Annotated in this window: 16 protein-coding genes; 1 reads left to right on the top strand and 15 read right to left on the bottom strand. The window is 48.3% G+C overall.

The annotated features are described in order from the left end of the window. Positions 1-123: 123 nt before the first annotated feature. The 9 genes from AC58QG_RS00780 to AC58QG_RS00740 all read right to left on the bottom strand — a co-directional run bounded on the left by AC58QG_RS00780 (position 124) and on the right by AC58QG_RS00740 (position 8,841). A complete protein-coding gene (locus AC58QG_RS00780) occupies positions 124-648 on the bottom strand; it encodes a YhjD family protein (protein ID WP_497359868.1) in 525 nt (174 codons plus the stop codon). Then, positions 645-1,922 carry a DNA polymerase IV gene (locus AC58QG_RS00775; protein ID WP_497359866.1) on the bottom strand — a complete coding sequence of 426 codons (1,278 nt, stop codon included), beginning with the start codon at positions 1,920-1,922 and terminating at the stop codon, positions 645-647. The genes AC58QG_RS00780 and AC58QG_RS00775 overlap by 4 nt, the downstream gene beginning before the upstream one ends. After that, on the bottom strand, positions 1,919-2,290 hold the full coding sequence (locus AC58QG_RS00770) for a YhjD family protein (protein ID WP_497359864.1): 372 nt from the start codon (positions 2,288-2,290) through the stop codon (positions 1,919-1,921). The genes AC58QG_RS00775 and AC58QG_RS00770 overlap by 4 nt, the downstream gene beginning before the upstream one ends. Before the next feature lie 316 nt (positions 2,291-2,606). Next, entirely contained in the window at positions 2,607-2,894 is a 288-nt protein-coding gene (locus AC58QG_RS00765; RefSeq protein WP_497359862.1) for a stage VI sporulation protein F, read from the bottom strand. 494 nt (positions 2,895-3,388) lie between these two features. Beyond that, a complete protein-coding gene (locus AC58QG_RS00760; protein ID WP_497359860.1) occupies positions 3,389-3,655 on the bottom strand; it encodes a DUF1294 domain-containing protein in 267 nt (88 codons plus the stop codon). A 93-nt stretch (positions 3,656-3,748) separates the two neighbouring features. After that, positions 3,749-5,794 carry an ATP-dependent DNA helicase RecG gene (gene recG / locus AC58QG_RS00755; RefSeq protein ID WP_497359858.1) on the bottom strand — a complete coding sequence of 682 codons (2,046 nt, stop codon included), beginning with the start codon at positions 5,792-5,794 and terminating at the stop codon, positions 3,749-3,751. A gap of 3 nt (positions 5,795-5,797) precedes the next feature. Continuing rightward, a complete protein-coding gene (locus AC58QG_RS00750) occupies positions 5,798-6,658 on the bottom strand; it encodes a DegV family protein (protein ID WP_497359856.1) in 861 nt (286 codons plus the stop codon). A 45-nt stretch (positions 6,659-6,703) separates the two neighbouring features. Continuing rightward, positions 6,704-8,452 carry a DAK2 domain-containing protein gene (locus tag AC58QG_RS00745; RefSeq protein ID WP_497359854.1) on the bottom strand — a complete coding sequence of 583 codons (1,749 nt, stop codon included), beginning with the start codon at positions 8,450-8,452 and terminating at the stop codon, positions 6,704-6,706. Positions 8,453-8,481: 29 nt separating this feature from the next. After that, positions 8,482-8,841, bottom strand: coding sequence for an Asp23/Gls24 family envelope stress response protein (locus tag AC58QG_RS00740; protein ID WP_310499088.1), 360 nt, complete (start codon positions 8,839-8,841; stop codon positions 8,482-8,484). Between the two features lie 248 nt (positions 8,842-9,089). Between AC58QG_RS00740 and rpmB the strand changes: the two genes are divergently transcribed. Further along, the gene (gene rpmB, locus AC58QG_RS00735; protein ID WP_029197753.1) at positions 9,090-9,278 is read left to right on the top strand and encodes a 50S ribosomal protein L28; all 189 of its coding nucleotides are present in this window, start codon (positions 9,090-9,092) and stop codon (positions 9,276-9,278) included. A 105-nt stretch (positions 9,279-9,383) separates the two neighbouring features. Here the strand turns inward: rpmB and spoVM are convergent, their stop codons facing one another. The 6 genes from spoVM to AC58QG_RS00705 all read right to left on the bottom strand — a co-directional run bounded on the left by spoVM (position 9,384) and on the right by AC58QG_RS00705 (position 14,457). Further along, positions 9,384-9,464, bottom strand: a complete 81-nt coding sequence (gene spoVM, locus AC58QG_RS00730) for a stage V sporulation protein SpoVM (protein ID WP_036634233.1) — start codon at positions 9,462-9,464, stop codon at positions 9,384-9,386. Positions 9,465-9,734: 270 nt separating this feature from the next. Next, positions 9,735-9,980, bottom strand: coding sequence for a hypothetical protein (locus AC58QG_RS00725; protein ID WP_497359852.1), 246 nt, complete (start codon positions 9,978-9,980; stop codon positions 9,735-9,737). 16 nt (positions 9,981-9,996) lie between these two features. Further along, entirely contained in the window at positions 9,997-10,647 is a 651-nt protein-coding gene (rpe, locus tag AC58QG_RS00720) for a ribulose-phosphate 3-epimerase (protein WP_497359850.1), read from the bottom strand. A 5-nt stretch (positions 10,648-10,652) separates the two neighbouring features. Continuing rightward, on the bottom strand, positions 10,653-11,585 hold the full coding sequence (gene rsgA, locus AC58QG_RS00715; protein WP_497359848.1) for a ribosome small subunit-dependent GTPase A: 933 nt from the start codon (positions 11,583-11,585) through the stop codon (positions 10,653-10,655). After that, positions 11,585-13,696 carry a Stk1 family PASTA domain-containing Ser/Thr kinase gene (gene pknB, locus AC58QG_RS00710; protein ID WP_497359846.1) on the bottom strand — a complete coding sequence of 704 codons (2,112 nt, stop codon included), beginning with the start codon at positions 13,694-13,696 and terminating at the stop codon, positions 11,585-11,587. The genes rsgA and pknB overlap by 1 nt, the downstream gene beginning before the upstream one ends. After that, positions 13,693-14,457: a Stp1/IreP family PP2C-type Ser/Thr phosphatase gene (locus tag AC58QG_RS00705; protein WP_497359844.1), complete on the bottom strand. Its 765-nt coding sequence runs from the start codon at positions 14,455-14,457 to the stop codon at positions 13,693-13,695. The genes pknB and AC58QG_RS00705 overlap by 4 nt, the downstream gene beginning before the upstream one ends. Positions 14,458-14,463 lie beyond the last annotated feature (6 nt).

Genomic DNA, 14,463 nt, shown 5'->3' with positions numbered 1-14,463 from the left:
CGGTTATCCAATTCCCCTCTCTCCATTATGGAAAAAAGATAGGCTTACGTCAATTCGTACAGCCCGAAGAATCATTCTCCTTCAGGCTGTACGAATGAGGCCTAGCCCATAGTTAGGGCAGCTTCACGATTTCTTCTTCATTTCCGTCTCTAACACACTCACACGCGGATCTGTACCATAAATGGTTGTGACCAGGCTGTCGGCGTATCGACCGATTCTCGCACCAATTTCAGCACGCATGTAGTCCCTTGTCATCGTAAATCGATCTTCATGCTCACGGCACCTGTATCGGTAACGGATCATCTGATCGTCTTTCTCCTCCTCGGCAACGTGCATGTTATTCTCCAGCATATGGCGCTTAACTTTGGCTAAGTCGGCTTGCATATTTTTGGCCAGCACCTGAGCCACCTTCGAATAGAGCGTTCTTAGCATCTCGGAAGAACGCTCTACCTCACGCGCCCTTCGTATAATAATCGTATGCATGAGCGGCAGCAGAACAGATTCTCGTATAATGCTAATATCATCGGCTGTCGGGCGCTTCGTAGGAAGCGGTTTGTCATGACGTTGATTTTGAGCTGCTTCTCGATGTTGGGGCAGCATCATCCGGCTAGACTCCCACAAACCGTTATTCTGCAATTTTTTGCTCATTTATAATGACCTCCGATTTTGAGAGAACGAGTCTGCGCTTGACCGGCTGACGTCAGGGAGGACGCACGAACAATCGCCGCATTGCCGAACCGGTCCTTAATGCTGTCCGTCACTTTTTCCAGTTCTCGCGCCTTGACTTGATCTTCAAAAAGAGTGAGCTGATACGTCTCATCATCCACGAACTGGCTCAGCATCACCCCGGCCCGGCGAACTGGCATCGTATCCCAAAATTTATAGAAAAGCTGCTTCACAGCTTGAAAAACGGTACCGGTATGATTCGTTGGGTCTGGCATTTTCATCTGACGTGAGAAGCCTGTCGGTGCATCAAAGGGACTGCACATACAGCTGACAGTCACAATAGAGGCCATATAGCCTTTGCGGCGACAGTCTCGGCACACTTCCTCCGTCAGCTCCATGAGGATCGTATTCACTTCTGACGATTCCGCATAGTCCCTCGGCAGCGTCATCATATGGCCGATGGACTTCGGAGGCGTATCAAACGTCCCCGGTGTGACTGGACTGTCATCCAACCCATTTGCCGTCCGCCACATCACCTCCGCATGAATGTCCGACTGCTTTCCGAAGCGTGCGCGGAACTTCTGTTTTAACTGCGGCAGCGGCGTTCGTGCCACATCGCCAATGGTATACATGCCCAACTTGGCAAAATGAGCGGTCATCCGCGAGCCAACCCCAAACATTTTGCTGACGGGCTGCTCCCACAGGTATTCCTCGATTGCGGACGGAAGCAGTGTGAAGATGCCGCTCGCATTCTTTTTAGCCCATATATCCGTCGCTATTTTCGCTAAAATTTTATTCGAACTAATGCCTACGCGAATCTTAACACCTGTTTGTTTGAACACTTTGTGCTGCATCGTTGTCGCTATCGTCATCGCATCTCCAAAATGCGGAATACTTCCAGTTACATCCAGAAACTGTTCGTCAATACTGAAAATTTCAACGAGATCCGTAAATTCCTGATAAATTTCGGTTATTTGCAACGAAACATCAATGTAATGCTGCATCCTCGGACGCATAACAATCAGTTCAGGGCACTTTTTCAGCGCTTCCCCCAGCCTTTCAGCTGTTGATACGCCATATCCTTTGGCAACAGGGCAGGCGGCCAAAATAATGCCTGACCTTAACGCAGGGTCTCCTGCAACGGCAACTGGCTTATTCTCTAGACCTGGATGTTCGGCCTTCTCTACACTTGCATAGAAGCTCTGACAGTCCGCCAGGAAGATCGTTCGTTCCCCACCCTTGTTCCCCTTACTCATCGCAATTCCCCCCGCATATTCATCAGCATAGTCATCAGCTCAGCCTTGACCAAACTACGAAGCATCGTGAAATGGTGAATGTAACCTCGAACCTTGTACTCTACTTGAATGCCTAAAGCATTCATTTCCGTGTGAATCACCTTAATCTCTCGCTGCTTCATCTTACTTTTCAGCTGTTGTAATTCAGGATAAATAGCCATCTCAACCTCTCTGAGGTAAAAAAGTATGTGATTATAAACAATTTTATCTTTATAAACCTTAAGCTCCTCCATATCTCTTGCCAGCATGTCAAGTAAAATCGGCAACAGTGTGTATTCCTTAATCATTTGAACATCCTCTTCTGTCTCCACCTTTGAAGCACTACTCATGTTCTCACCACCATATGCGAACATATATTCGTTTTTCCATATTATATACCGAACACGTATTCGTTATGCAAGTGGTTTTTTGGATATTTTTTTACTAATAAAAGGACGAACTACAGTTAATTTCAATTATTTTACCTATTTTTACCATTTCACCAAATGTGCGAATCACCACGGACGAGTTCATGTCTCCACTCTCCGCCTCTTGTACATTGGATTTTCAACGGGAGGCGAGCGTGCGATGAAAGAAAAGCCTCTCAGGAAAAAACGCCACCAACAGAGCATCTTCCGCTCTGCAAGTGGCGTTTGCAGCGTGCACCTATCGAAACATGGACCATAATTTAATCAGATGAAACGTGTTATTAGGATCAATCTTTTGCGCGATGATAAACGTTAAAATTTGGTGCGTTTGATTCCCGCTAAGCTTCTCACCGAAAATGCCCGCGGCAAGACCAATTAAACGCGTAACCTTCGCCGTGTTTTGCAAATCTGCCTTTGTGACGCCTTGCAGCAGCATTTTGATGCGTTCCTTTACCTCAGGGTTTTTCATTTTGAACTTTACACGCTCCACGAGCGCAGGATCGATGCCATATTGCTGATAACTCATACCCGCACCTCCGATACCCGTCATGCTCCTATCCTATGAGTGAAAGTAGGCAAACTTGACTGGAGCAGCTTTATATAAGAAAAACCTATGTTGTTGGCCTTCAAATCGGACAAAACTTTGGCAGCAAAATGATCAGGCATAGACGGGAATTTCGGAAAAAATCCACTGGGCATCAAACGTTGCGTGCATTTAAATGGAAAAAGTACAGCTAAATTTGCTTTATTTCTCAATAAAAATTAAATAACTGGATTTTACGCATGTATTTAGATTGAATGTTCGAAGAAATTCTAAAAAGAACCATCTTAACTACATAATTTCCATCTAATGCGCAATTGCGGGGAGATTAACGGAAATTAACTGGAGTTTTTCCAGTTATTTCGTTTAGGGGAACGTGTATTGGGGTTCGGGTTCGGGTTCGGGTTCGAGTTCGAGTTCTCTCATCCAAACAAGACAAAAACAAAAAACAGCCACCGTACTCGGCAGCTGTCCTTTGCTTACATATACATGGCAATTAGAATTACACATATGCAATTTAATGCAATGAGCAGCGGAAAGCCAACAACGAACGATGTATGCTTCGTCTTGTGGCGCCAAACCCGCATGCCGAGCCAACCGCCTATCCCACCACCGAGAGCAGCGAGTAGAAACAGGCGTTTTTCCGGTACACGGCGACCTCCTTTTTTGGCTTGCCCTTTGTCATGTCCCATCTCAATAAACGTAATGATATTCATCAGCAATAAATAAACAAGAAAATAAGTCAAGACCGTAACACCTTCGTTCCCCTAAAATAGTGCAGCTACTTCTATCTTAAGAGGGAACACGCCAGGGGTCAACTTGTCTTCCAGACTAAGCTACTAATCTAGCACTTCGCTGTCAAAAATATGAGCCCGCTCCAAATACGCCCTCAGCGGCATAAAAGAAGCCCCCGTCCAGAAGGACGAGTCGCTGACAAGCTCGGCTGCATCATCTCGCGCCTGCTCCATGATTTCGAAATCCGCCATCATATCGGCGATGCGGAACTCCGGCAGCCCGCTCTGCTTCGTGCCGAAGAAATCCCCCGGCCCGCGCAGCTCCAGATCGCGCCGCGCAATCTCAAAGCCGTCAGTGGTCTCCGTCATCGCTTTCATGCGCTCCTTGCCGACCTCCGTTTTCGGGTCGGCGATGAGCACACAGAATGACTGGTGCTCGCCCCGCCCGACCCGGCCACGCAGCTGGTGCAGCTGCGACAGGCCGAAGCGGTCGGCGTCGTAGATCACCATCAGCGTGGCGTTCGGCACGTCCACGCCTACCTCGATCACCGTAGTCGACACGAGCGCCTCCACGGTGCCTTCCTTGAAGGCGCGCATGATCGCTTCTTTCTCTTGCGCGCTCATACGTCCATGCAGCAAACCGATCCGCATCTGCGGGAAATGCTGCTGCAGCTGAATGTGGACGTCGATCGCATTCTGCACGTCCAGCTTGTCCGACTCCTCGATGAGCGGACAAATAATATACGCCTGACGACCTGCGGCCACCTCGCGCTGAATGAAGCCGAGCACACGCTCCAGCATCGCATGCTGAACCGCGTACGTCTTGATCGGCTTACGTCCCTTCGGCAGCTCGCGCAGCGTTGAAACGTCCATGTCGCCGAACGCCGTAATGGCCAGCGTGCGCGGGATCGGCGTCGCCGTCATCGTCAGCACGTCCGGATTCATCCCTTTGCGTCGCAGAATACTGCGCTGGTTCACCCCAAAGCGATGCTGCTCGTCCGTCACAACCAGACCCAGCTGGCGGAAATACACATCCTCTTGAATCAGCGCATGCGTCCCGACCAGCACGTGAATCAAGCCCATCTGCAAAGAGGCCAGCAAATCCCGTCGCTGGCGGTCTGTCGAGCTTCCGGTCAGCAAAGCTACCTGCAGCCCATAGGGCTCGAACAAGCTGCTAAGCGAGCGATTATGCTGCTCAGCCAGAATCTCCGTCGGCACCATCAGCGCGCCTTGGTAGCCAGCCGTCACCGTCGCGTACAGCCCAATAGCCGCGACGATCGTCTTCCCCGCACCGACATCGCCCTGCAGCAGTCGGTTCATCGCGTAGGGCTCCTGCATGTCGTGCAGGAGCTCGCCAACGACCTTCTTCTGCGACTCCGTCAGCTGGAAGGGCAGCGCGCGCACGAAGGCGCGTACAGCAGGCAGATCGACCTGCTGCTTCAACCCGTCCGTGCGGCTGCGCGTCACAGCCCGGTAAGCCTGGAGCTTGAGCTGGAACAGAAACAGCTCCTCATACACCATGCGCCTGCGCGCCTGCTTGCCCTCCTCCACGCCGCTCGGCGTGTGGATGACAGCCAGCGCCTTGCTGCGCGGCATAAACCCGTACCTGCCGGTAATACCCGCCGGCAGCACTTCACTAATCAAAGCGCTGTACTGCGTCAGCGCCTGCTGAACAACCTTACGCATCCACTTCTGCGTAATCGAACCCGCAACCGAATACACCGGCTGGATCGTGCCGGTATTCGAATCCCCTTGTCCGGGGAACTCCGAATCGGACACGCTCATTTGCCGCCGCTTAGCGTCCCATTTGCCAGTCAGGATAATCTCCTGCTGCGGCCGCAAGCGATCTTTCAGGAAATGACGGTTAAACCACACCCCTGTCAACAAGAAATCATCGACCATCACCTTGCAAGATAAGCGAGATTTGCCACTATATCGCTGCAAGACCGGCTCACCGATAATATAGCCCTTTACGGTGACACGGTCACCATCCTTCACGCTGGCTAGGTCGCGAACCGTATAATCCTCGTACCGAAACGGAACATACTCCAGCAAATCCATAACCGTAAAAACGCCCATGGCGTTTAGCTCAAGTGCTTTTTGAGCGCCAACTCCATGGACTTCACGTACTTGACATTGATTTAAATCCATCTCTTACACCGTACTCACGAAGGCTGCAATAGTACCTGGTCCAGCATGTGCGCCAATAACAGGACCTAGGGTAATATAATCCACGTGCTCCACAGCAAACCGTTGCACAATGGCCTCCCGCAGCTGCTCCGCACCTTCCAAATTATTAGCATGAGCAATATGCAGCGTGTGAATGGTCTTGTCAGACACATCCGCCGCTAACAGTTCAAGAATGCGTGCTATCGCTTTTTTGTTACCACGTACCTTATCAACAACGGTCACTTCACCCGCGCTATCCAAAGAAAGAATAGGCTTAATGTTCAATAAGGAACCCAGCAGCGCCGACGCCTTACCAATTCGTCCGCCCTTTTGAAGAAACTCCAAAGTATCAACAAGGAAATAAATATAAAAGTTCGCTCTCATCTCCTGAACAAGCGCTGTAATTTCAGCGACGCTCTTCCCGGCTTGCGCAGCTTTCGCAGCAGCCACAACGAGTGCCCCTATCCCATAAGAAGCAGAACAGGAATCAACAAGGTGAACCTTACCGACTTGATCGCCCTCTAGCAGCGTAGATGCCAGCTCAGCCGTCCTGTACGTTCCACTCAACACGGATGACAAATGAATAGAGAGCACCTCGGTATCGGGCTCTTCCAGCAAACCTTGATAGACAGCTAGAAACTCACCGGGTGACGGCGTTGATGTTGTTGGAAAGTGAGAGGATGACGTCAGCTTCCGATAGAATTCCTCTGACTGAAGCGTCACCGTATCCAGATACTGTTCTTCACCAAAATTAATTTTGAGCGGCACCATTTCGATGTTCAACGCTTCTCTGACAGCCAATGGAATATCGGCCGTGCTATCCGTTACAATACGAATATTTGTCACAGGGCTCACTCCAATCACGAATTTAAACTACCTGCTCGTACGCTGTTATTCAACCGAAAATAGGTAGGCATACAAGGGTTGTCCACCAGGATGAAGCTCAATTTCCAAATCCGGATACATGGACTGAATAAAAGCTTCCAGCTCTTCCATGCCTTCTTCAGTTGCATCTTCGCCCGTCAGGATTGTTACGATTTCACTGCCTTCATCGATCATTTCCTCCAGCAGCTTCTTGCAAGCGTCCATCAGACTTGGTTGGGAAGAGACAATGCGGCCATCTTGAATACCGATGAAATGACCTTGCTTAATATCCATACCATCCATGTTCGTATCACGCACGGCATAGGTGACTTGACCGGATTTTACACGTCGCAGTGATTCATTCATCGCATCCGTATTCGTCCGTGCATCCGCCTTCTCTTGGAAAGCCAGAATAGCTGCAAGTCCCTGCGGAATGGATTTCGATGGGATGACGATAAGCGTTTTATTATCGACCAGCTCCACTGCTTGCTGCGCGGCCAAAATAATGTTCGAGTTATTCGGAAGCACATAAATCGTGTCTGCATCAATACTGTTCACAGCGTTCACGATATCCTCTGTACTTGGGTTCATCGTTTGTCCGCCTGAAAGTACGACATCAACGCCAACACTGGATAAAATATCCGTAATTCCATCGCCCAGTGCGACAGCAACGAAACCATACGGCTTCGCAGGTGCAGCAACGGCAATAGCAGTAGTGGAAGAAATGGCAGCCGGAGCTTCATATCCATGCGTCATATCTTCTAATATATGTGAATGCTGATCACGCATATTTTCGATTTTGATACGGCTTAAAGCACCGTAATTCATCGCTTGATTCATAACCTCGCCCGGATATTCCGCGTGAATATGCACCTTCACAAGCTCTTCATCAGCAACGACAAGGAGCGAATCTCCAAGCTTGCTAAGCTGCTCACGAAACGTACTTTCATCGAACGTAAAGCCCTTGACCTTGCCAGGAGCAATCGTCAGCATAAATTCCGTACAATAGCCGAATTCGATATCTTCTGTGGCCAAATGGGCTTGTGCAGGCAGATGTGCGTGCATTTCTTTCGCCAAATTCATACCAGGAAGAAGCGAAACCTCGCCCGAAAGATTGGTATCCATCGTAGCAAAGTCCTCATCAACTTGTACCAAACCGCCGCTTAACGCCGTAACAAAGCCTTCATAGACGCAGACGAGCCCTTGGCCCCCCGCATCCACAACGCCTACTTGCTTCAGAATTGCTAGCTGATCAGGCGTTTTTGCGAGTGCTTCCTTCGCCTTGCTCAACACCTCGTTCATTAGATCCAATAAATCGCTGCTGCGACGATACTGAACGGCATGCTTAGCTGCTTCCTTGGATACGGTTAAAATCGTACCTTCAACCGGCTTCACAACAGCCTTATAGGCAGTCTCTACGCCTTGTTGCAAAGCAGCCGCGAATTGCTGGCCATTCACATGTTCTAAATCATGCACATGCTTCGCGAAACCGCGGAACAATTGCGACAAAATCACACCAGAATTGCCTCTTGCGCCCATCAGTAACCCTTTGGACAATGCATCAGCTGCTTTCCCAATATGAGAAGATGGCTTCTTCTTCAGTTCCTCACAACCTGCTGTGAGTGTTAAATTCATGTTGGTGCCAGTATCTCCGTCGGGTACAGGGAAAACGTTCAATCCATTAACCTTATCTACATTCCTGCGAAGGTTATCCGCACCCGCCAAGACCATGGCAGTGAAGTCATTTCCATTTATTGAAATAAAGCGCTTACTCAAAGTGATTCCCCTTCCTGATTTTCGGGCTATTATTTGGCTACTCGAACGCCTTGAACAAAGATGTTCACGTCGTCCACTTGCAGCCCTACAACGTCATTCAAAATATATTTGACTTTCGTTTGGACATTACCTGCCACTACGGATATTTTGGTTCCATAGCTGACAATAATATAAAGATCAATTTCAAGTCGCCCGTTCTCTCTACGAACTTCAACACCGCGGCTCAAATTATCTCGACCTAGCAGCTCAGCTATACCATCCTTCAATTGCTTTCTTGTTGCCATGCCTACAAGTCCATAGCAATCTAATGCAGCAGATCCGGCCAGAGTTGAAATCACTTCATTGGTAATATACACTTTTCCATACTCGGTTGTGAGTTCAATCGGCATTATGTAACAACTCCTTCAAGTTTCGCTTTAGCAAGACTAATCTTCATTGTACTATAACATACTTCATAAATAAACGGCAAAAATGCAGGTAATTCGTTGACTAGGCTCCTTTTGCTATGCTATTATGTTTAAGTGTGTTTTTGCTGGATGCATCACGTATCACAAGATTTAATTTGAGGAATACTGTCATGTCAAGCTTAGGCTTGCCACCCAGGCTTCTTTGTATACTGCCGAAGGAGGTGTCAAACATGTCCCGCAAATGTTTCATTACAGGTAAAAGTCCTAGTTCAGGAAATCACGTGTCCCACGCTAACAATAAAAACAAGCGTACTTGGGGAGTTAACGTTCAAAAGGTTCGCATCCTCGTTGATGGTAAACCGAAACGGGTTTACGTAAGTACTCGTGCGTTGAAATCCGGAAAAGTGGCTCGCGTTTAATTCGTAGCTGCGGATACTTAATCTTACTTATGTGAATGACAAAAAGCACCTTAATCGGTGCTTTTTTTGCATTCCTGGGGAGAATGACGTAAGTATGGGCATACCTTAGTTTTTACTAAATGTATTAAGTACGGCTTTCACGAATCCTCCCAAAAATCTCGGCAGTTTGATTGTGTAGAATTTCATTCTCTACCCCTCCTTAGAGTTTTCGCCAGAAAACTGGCTTCGTAAGCATCCACTTAGAGTTTTCGTCAGAAAACAGACTTCGCCAGCTCTCTAACTTCTTGAGCAAACACTTCACAACGTGCATGACTGCTCCTTAACATCATTACAACAGTGTATGCCCAGAGCGGAGAAAAAGTGACATCTATTTTTACTTCCTCCCACAATTCAGTTGCTTCCAGAAAGCAAAAAAAGCTACAAGAGCGCATCACTCTTGTAACTATATGTATGCGGCTATGGAGCGGTTATGCCCATCTCATTGTACAATGCAACAATTAAACTGAAAATGAAATAGAAGAATACCGAGATTACGATAAACCATATGCGGAAGCTAATTTGTTCAAATCGCCGAAAGAACCGCATCCCTACGTAGAGAGCTCCAAGCGAGAAAATATACTTCACGAAATCATGAATCGTTGAAAAGCATGTCAATAATACCGCGCAAAGCAGGCTGTACATCAGTAGCCAGAGAAATCTCATTGTCCTTCGTCCCCTTTTAGCCGCGTATTCGTCTAATGGCCTCAGTACGGTCCTGTTGCCCGAATACGGCATTGCCAGCTACTAAGACATCAGCCCCCGCCTCTATGACTTGTCGAGCTGTCAGCTCATTGATACCGCCGTCTACTTCAATATGAAGCCCTGTGAGACCCTTCGCATTCGCCTGCTCACGCAGCGCGCGAATTTTATTCAGCATACCAGGGATGAACGCCTGCCCACCAAAGCCTGGATTCACCGTCATAATCAGCACGAGATCCAACTGCTCATCAAGCACATGCTCAATGAGCGAGATGGGTGTAGCAGGGTTCAGTACAACACCGGCCTTAATACCGCTTGTCTTAATAAGGTCGAGCGTCCGATGAAGGTGTGTACACGCTTCTACATGCACGGAAATCAGATCCGCGCCCGCCTTCACAAAATCAGGAATATACCGGTCCGGCTGTTCAATCATCAGATGAACATCCAGCGGCAGCTTGGTGACGGGACGAATCGCGTCAACAACAAGGGGACCAATTGTAATATTGGGCACAAAATGGCCATCCATAACGTCGACATGAATCCAGTCCGCTCCGCCCTGCTCCACTGCCTTAATCTCATCGCCAAGCTTGGCAAAATCGGCAGATAAAATAGAAGGTGCTACATATACCATTACGCCTAATACCTCCTCTTCCGATCCTTGATTTCAGTTAAAAATAACAAGTAATGATCATAACGAGAAGCTGCGATCGTACCGCTGGCAACGCCGTCCCGAACTTTACAGTCCGGTTCATGCAAATGCAAACAGCCTCTGAAGCGACAGCCCTCTGCCACAGCGGCGAACTCCCTAAAACAGCTAGAAAGGCCCTCAGCTTCGACTTCCATGAAGTCGAGCTGACTGAAACCCGGCGTATCTGCAACAAGACCGCCATTAGCAAGCGGCAGCAGCTCCACATGACGTGTAGTATGCTTCCCTCTTCCTAATCGCTGAGAAATGGCATTCGTCTCCAAATCAAGACCACTGATCATTTTATTCAACAATGAGGATTTGCCTACGCCCGATTGCCCCGCGAATACGCTAACCTTGCCATCCAGATGCTGTAGAATCGCCTCTACACCCTCTTCTAGCCTGGAACTCGTTGTAACGAAGGGATAACCGATACCCTCATAGAGCTTCGTTATCCGCTCAAATTCCGCAGATGTCATTTCCTTGGCATGAGAGGGACTGTTATCCGTCACCGTCAGCAAATCGCTTTTGGTGAAGCATAACAGCACATCAATCCCCGTATTCTCGATATGCACCAGAAACTTGTCCAGCAGCTGTGTATTCAGAATAGGCTCTGTCACTGAAAAAACGAGCACAACCACGTTCACATTTGCAATCGGCGGACGAATGAGCTCTGAAGAACGAGGAAGAATTTCCGTAACGGTTCCCTCCCCGTTCTCCGTAGCTTCATACACGACACGATCTCCAACAAGCGGCGTTATATTTCTATTCTTGAACACGCCTCTTCCACGACAGGTTACCGTATTGCCCTCCAGTAGTGGAACCCCTTCAGGCAATACATAATAGTAACCGCTAAGCGCTTTGACAATAAGTCCTTGCGGCATTAATTAGCCCCTCCAGCAGGTGGTTTTGAAGCTGTTCCACCAGTTTGGCCTTGGCCATTCCCACCAACGGGTATAGCTGGTCCGGTATTTTGTTGCTTCGGAGTCGGGGATGGACTAGGAGAAATGGTTGTTTTCCCATTTTTTTGATCCAAATAATCTTGATAGGTTCGTGTGATTGAGTTAACCAAGCTGTCTCCTTCTTTGATCAAGATTACGGCTTTTTTGTCCGGTGAAACAATGACTTTGACATCCAAGTTTTGCGGCTTCGATACTTTTTCAGTCAAGTATTCGAAGTTCTCATACTGGGCGTCGCTCACAATAATTTTGAACACGGAATCTTTGCCTTCAGTTGTAGGCTTCACAGGTACACTAACCGTGAGCTGTCCAGCGTCCTCTGGCAATCCATCACTAATGACTAACGACGAAATTTCAGATCCTGCAGAGACATCAGCATTTTTTTCGTAAGGAAATTGTGCAATAACTCGCCCTTTAGCGACCTTATAGCTCTTCTCACGTGTAATACCATTGACAGCAAGTTTCAATCCCGCCTTGGTGATTTGAGCCTTCGCTTCGGCTTCCGTCAAGCCAACTAGATCCGGCATTTTGAACGTTTCCTTCGCTTTACTCACCGTAAAGGCAATGGCCGCCTTCTCCAATTCGAACTCTTCTCCTGCGAGCGGCAACTGCTGCAAGATGATATCTGGTGCATTCTCAGATGTCTCTTGCGTAATCGTAATTTGCTCATCCTTAATCCCGAGAGCTTTCAACTTTAACCGGACGTCCTTAAGAGGCTGCCCTGCGAAATTGTCCATTTTGACTTTGGGTATACCTTTACTCACGTAAAGTATTACCTTGGTACCGACATTCAGTCTCATCCCGCTGGGATCTTGACGAATGACCATATCTTTGGGCAGTTTGCTATCCGCATCGTATTCGACCGTCCAGCCTAATTTGGCAACCGTTAGTTCAGCTTGCGCTTGTGTCAGTATCTTATTCTCGACATTCGGGACCTCAACGGTCTCAATGGCGAACATCTCTTTCACATAACCAACCATGTACCACATTGCGCCCAGCACAATTAACAAGACAGCAATCCAGATGAGCGGCTTAATCCAGCCTTTCCCCTTCGAAGGAGCAGGCTCTTCTCGCCAAGCTGGCTTGTCTGGTTCATCATCATCATCGTCGTCATCGAATTGAGCTAGCTGATCAGCGCGAATGGCTGGCATAACCAGCGTACGCTCTTCATCCATGCCATAAGCATCCCAGAAAGCGACCTTCGCTTCATTCCGACGATCCGGAGCCAAGCATGTATCGAGATCCGCCATCATGAGCTTCGCAGATTGATACCGTTCTTCCGGCTTTTTGCGCATCGCCTTGAGAATAATGTTCTCAACACTTTGCGGAATGAGCGGATTCACTTTACGCGGTTCTTCCACATCCTCCTGCAAATGCTTCAGGGCGACGGAAATTGGACTTTCCCCCAGAAAAGGAAGTCGACCCGTCAGCATTTGGTACATCACGATGCCAAGTGAATACAAATCAGATTTCTCTCCTGTATTCGTGCCTTTTGCATGCTCAGGCGAGAAATAGTGAACAGAACCGACGACGGATCCGGTTTGTGTGATCGTAGATGATGTCGCAGCTCTAGCGATACCGAAATCCGTCACCTTCACTCGGCCATTTTTGCCGATAAGAATATTGTGCGGCTTGATATCGCGGTGAATAATTTCGTTATGATGGGCATGGTCGAGTGCATCTGCAATTTGACTCGCATAATGAACCGCATCTTCCACCTGTAAGGGCGCTTTTTCCTTAATTAAATCATTCAGCGTCTTGCCTTCGATATATTCCATCACGATGTAATGGACATCTTCTTCTTGCCCAACGTCATAAATACTGACAACATTAGGATGAGAGAGGGAAGCGGCTGCTTGAGCTTCTCTGCGGAAACGACGAATGAATTCTTCATCATGTACATACTGCTGACGAAGCACTTTAACAGCCACTTTGCGATTCAAAAGCAAATCATGCCCTTTGTAGACCAAAGCCATGCCGCCTCCGCCAATGCGTTCTAAGATCTCATAGCGGCCTCCAAGCTTTTTACCGATCAATTCCCATCACCCCTTTTTCCGTCCGAATCCTGATCATGTGCAAATAAAAGGACCGTTACATTATCATCTCCGCCTTCGCGAAGCGCGCTCTGGATTAACGCCTCTGCCGCATCTTCCAATTGCTCATTTCCCCGAACAATCCGCAAGATATCAGCATCATCGACCAACCCGCTCAACCCATCCGAACAAATGAGAATAACATCGTCTGGACGCCATGTGTACTCATACAGATCCACTTCCACACTAGGCTCTGTGCCGAGTGCTCGTGTAATCCAGTTACGTCTTGGGTGATGATCAGCTTCTTCCATCGTCAGCTGCCCATTCTTAACAAGCTCGTAAACTAAGGAATGATCTTCTGTCAATTGTTGGATCGATTCCCCTGTCAGCTTATACGCACGACTATCCCCGATATGCCCGATAATAAGAAGCTCCTGTGAAGCAATAATGGCGACGACTGTCGTACCCATTCCATGGTACTTTTCTTGATCAGACGCAAAAGCATAAATCTCCTCATTCGCCTTCTCAATCGCTTCCCTCAGTATTTGCTTACAGGCCTCCACCGACATTCCCCAATGGATGGATTGCAATTGCACTCCAATCGTGTCAATGGCCATTTGACTGGCAATATCACCAGCCTGATGCCCCCCCATCCCATCTGCAACAATAGCCAAAGATAGACCATTGAGTTGATGGTGGATGGCAGCACGGTCCTCATTGACTTGACGGACTTTCCCTATATCGGTACGACTTACCATCTTCATCCGGCT

It is taken from the genome of Paenibacillus sp. J22P169 (genome assembly GCF_059691995.1).
The sequence above is the reverse complement of the archived record's forward strand: the minus strand, read 5'-3'. Positions and strand labels throughout refer to the sequence as shown.

Excerpts from the sequence above, each read along its gene's own strand:
- AC58QG_RS00705 (WP_497359844.1), bottom strand. The coding sequence starts at position 14,457 with ATGAAGATGGTAAGTCGTACCGATATAGGGAAAGTCCGTCAAGTCAAT.
- rsgA (WP_497359848.1), bottom strand. The coding sequence starts at position 11,585 with ATGCCGCAAGGACTTATTGTCAAAGCGCTTAGCGGTTACTATTATGTA.
- recG (WP_497359858.1), bottom strand. The coding sequence starts at position 5,794 with ATGGATTTAAATCAATGTCAAGTACGTGAAGTCCATGGAGTTGGCGCT.
- AC58QG_RS00775 (WP_497359866.1), bottom strand. The coding sequence starts at position 1,922 with ATGAGTAAGGGGAACAAGGGTGGGGAACGAACGATCTTCCTGGCGGAC.
- AC58QG_RS00740 (WP_310499088.1), bottom strand. The coding sequence starts at position 8,841 with ATGCCGATTGAACTCACAACCGAGTATGGAAAAGTGTATATTACCAAT.
- rpmB (WP_029197753.1), top strand. The coding sequence starts at position 9,090 with ATGTCCCGCAAATGTTTCATTACAGGTAAAAGTCCTAGTTCAGGAAAT.
- AC58QG_RS00725 (WP_497359852.1), bottom strand. The coding sequence starts at position 9,980 with ATGAGATTTCTCTGGCTACTGATGTACAGCCTGCTTTGCGCGGTATTA.
- rpe (WP_497359850.1), bottom strand. The coding sequence starts at position 10,647 with ATGGTATATGTAGCACCTTCTATTTTATCTGCCGATTTTGCCAAGCTT.
- AC58QG_RS00780 (WP_497359868.1), bottom strand. The coding sequence starts at position 648 with ATGAGCAAAAAATTGCAGAATAACGGTTTGTGGGAGTCTAGCCGGATG.
- spoVM (WP_036634233.1), bottom strand. The coding sequence starts at position 9,464 with ATGAAATTCTACACAATCAAACTGCCGAGATTTTTGGGAGGATTCGTG.
- AC58QG_RS00765 (WP_497359862.1), bottom strand. The coding sequence starts at position 2,894 with ATGAGTTATCAGCAATATGGCATCGATCCTGCGCTCGTGGAGCGTGTA.
- AC58QG_RS00770 (WP_497359864.1), bottom strand. The coding sequence starts at position 2,290 with ATGAGTAGTGCTTCAAAGGTGGAGACAGAAGAGGATGTTCAAATGATT.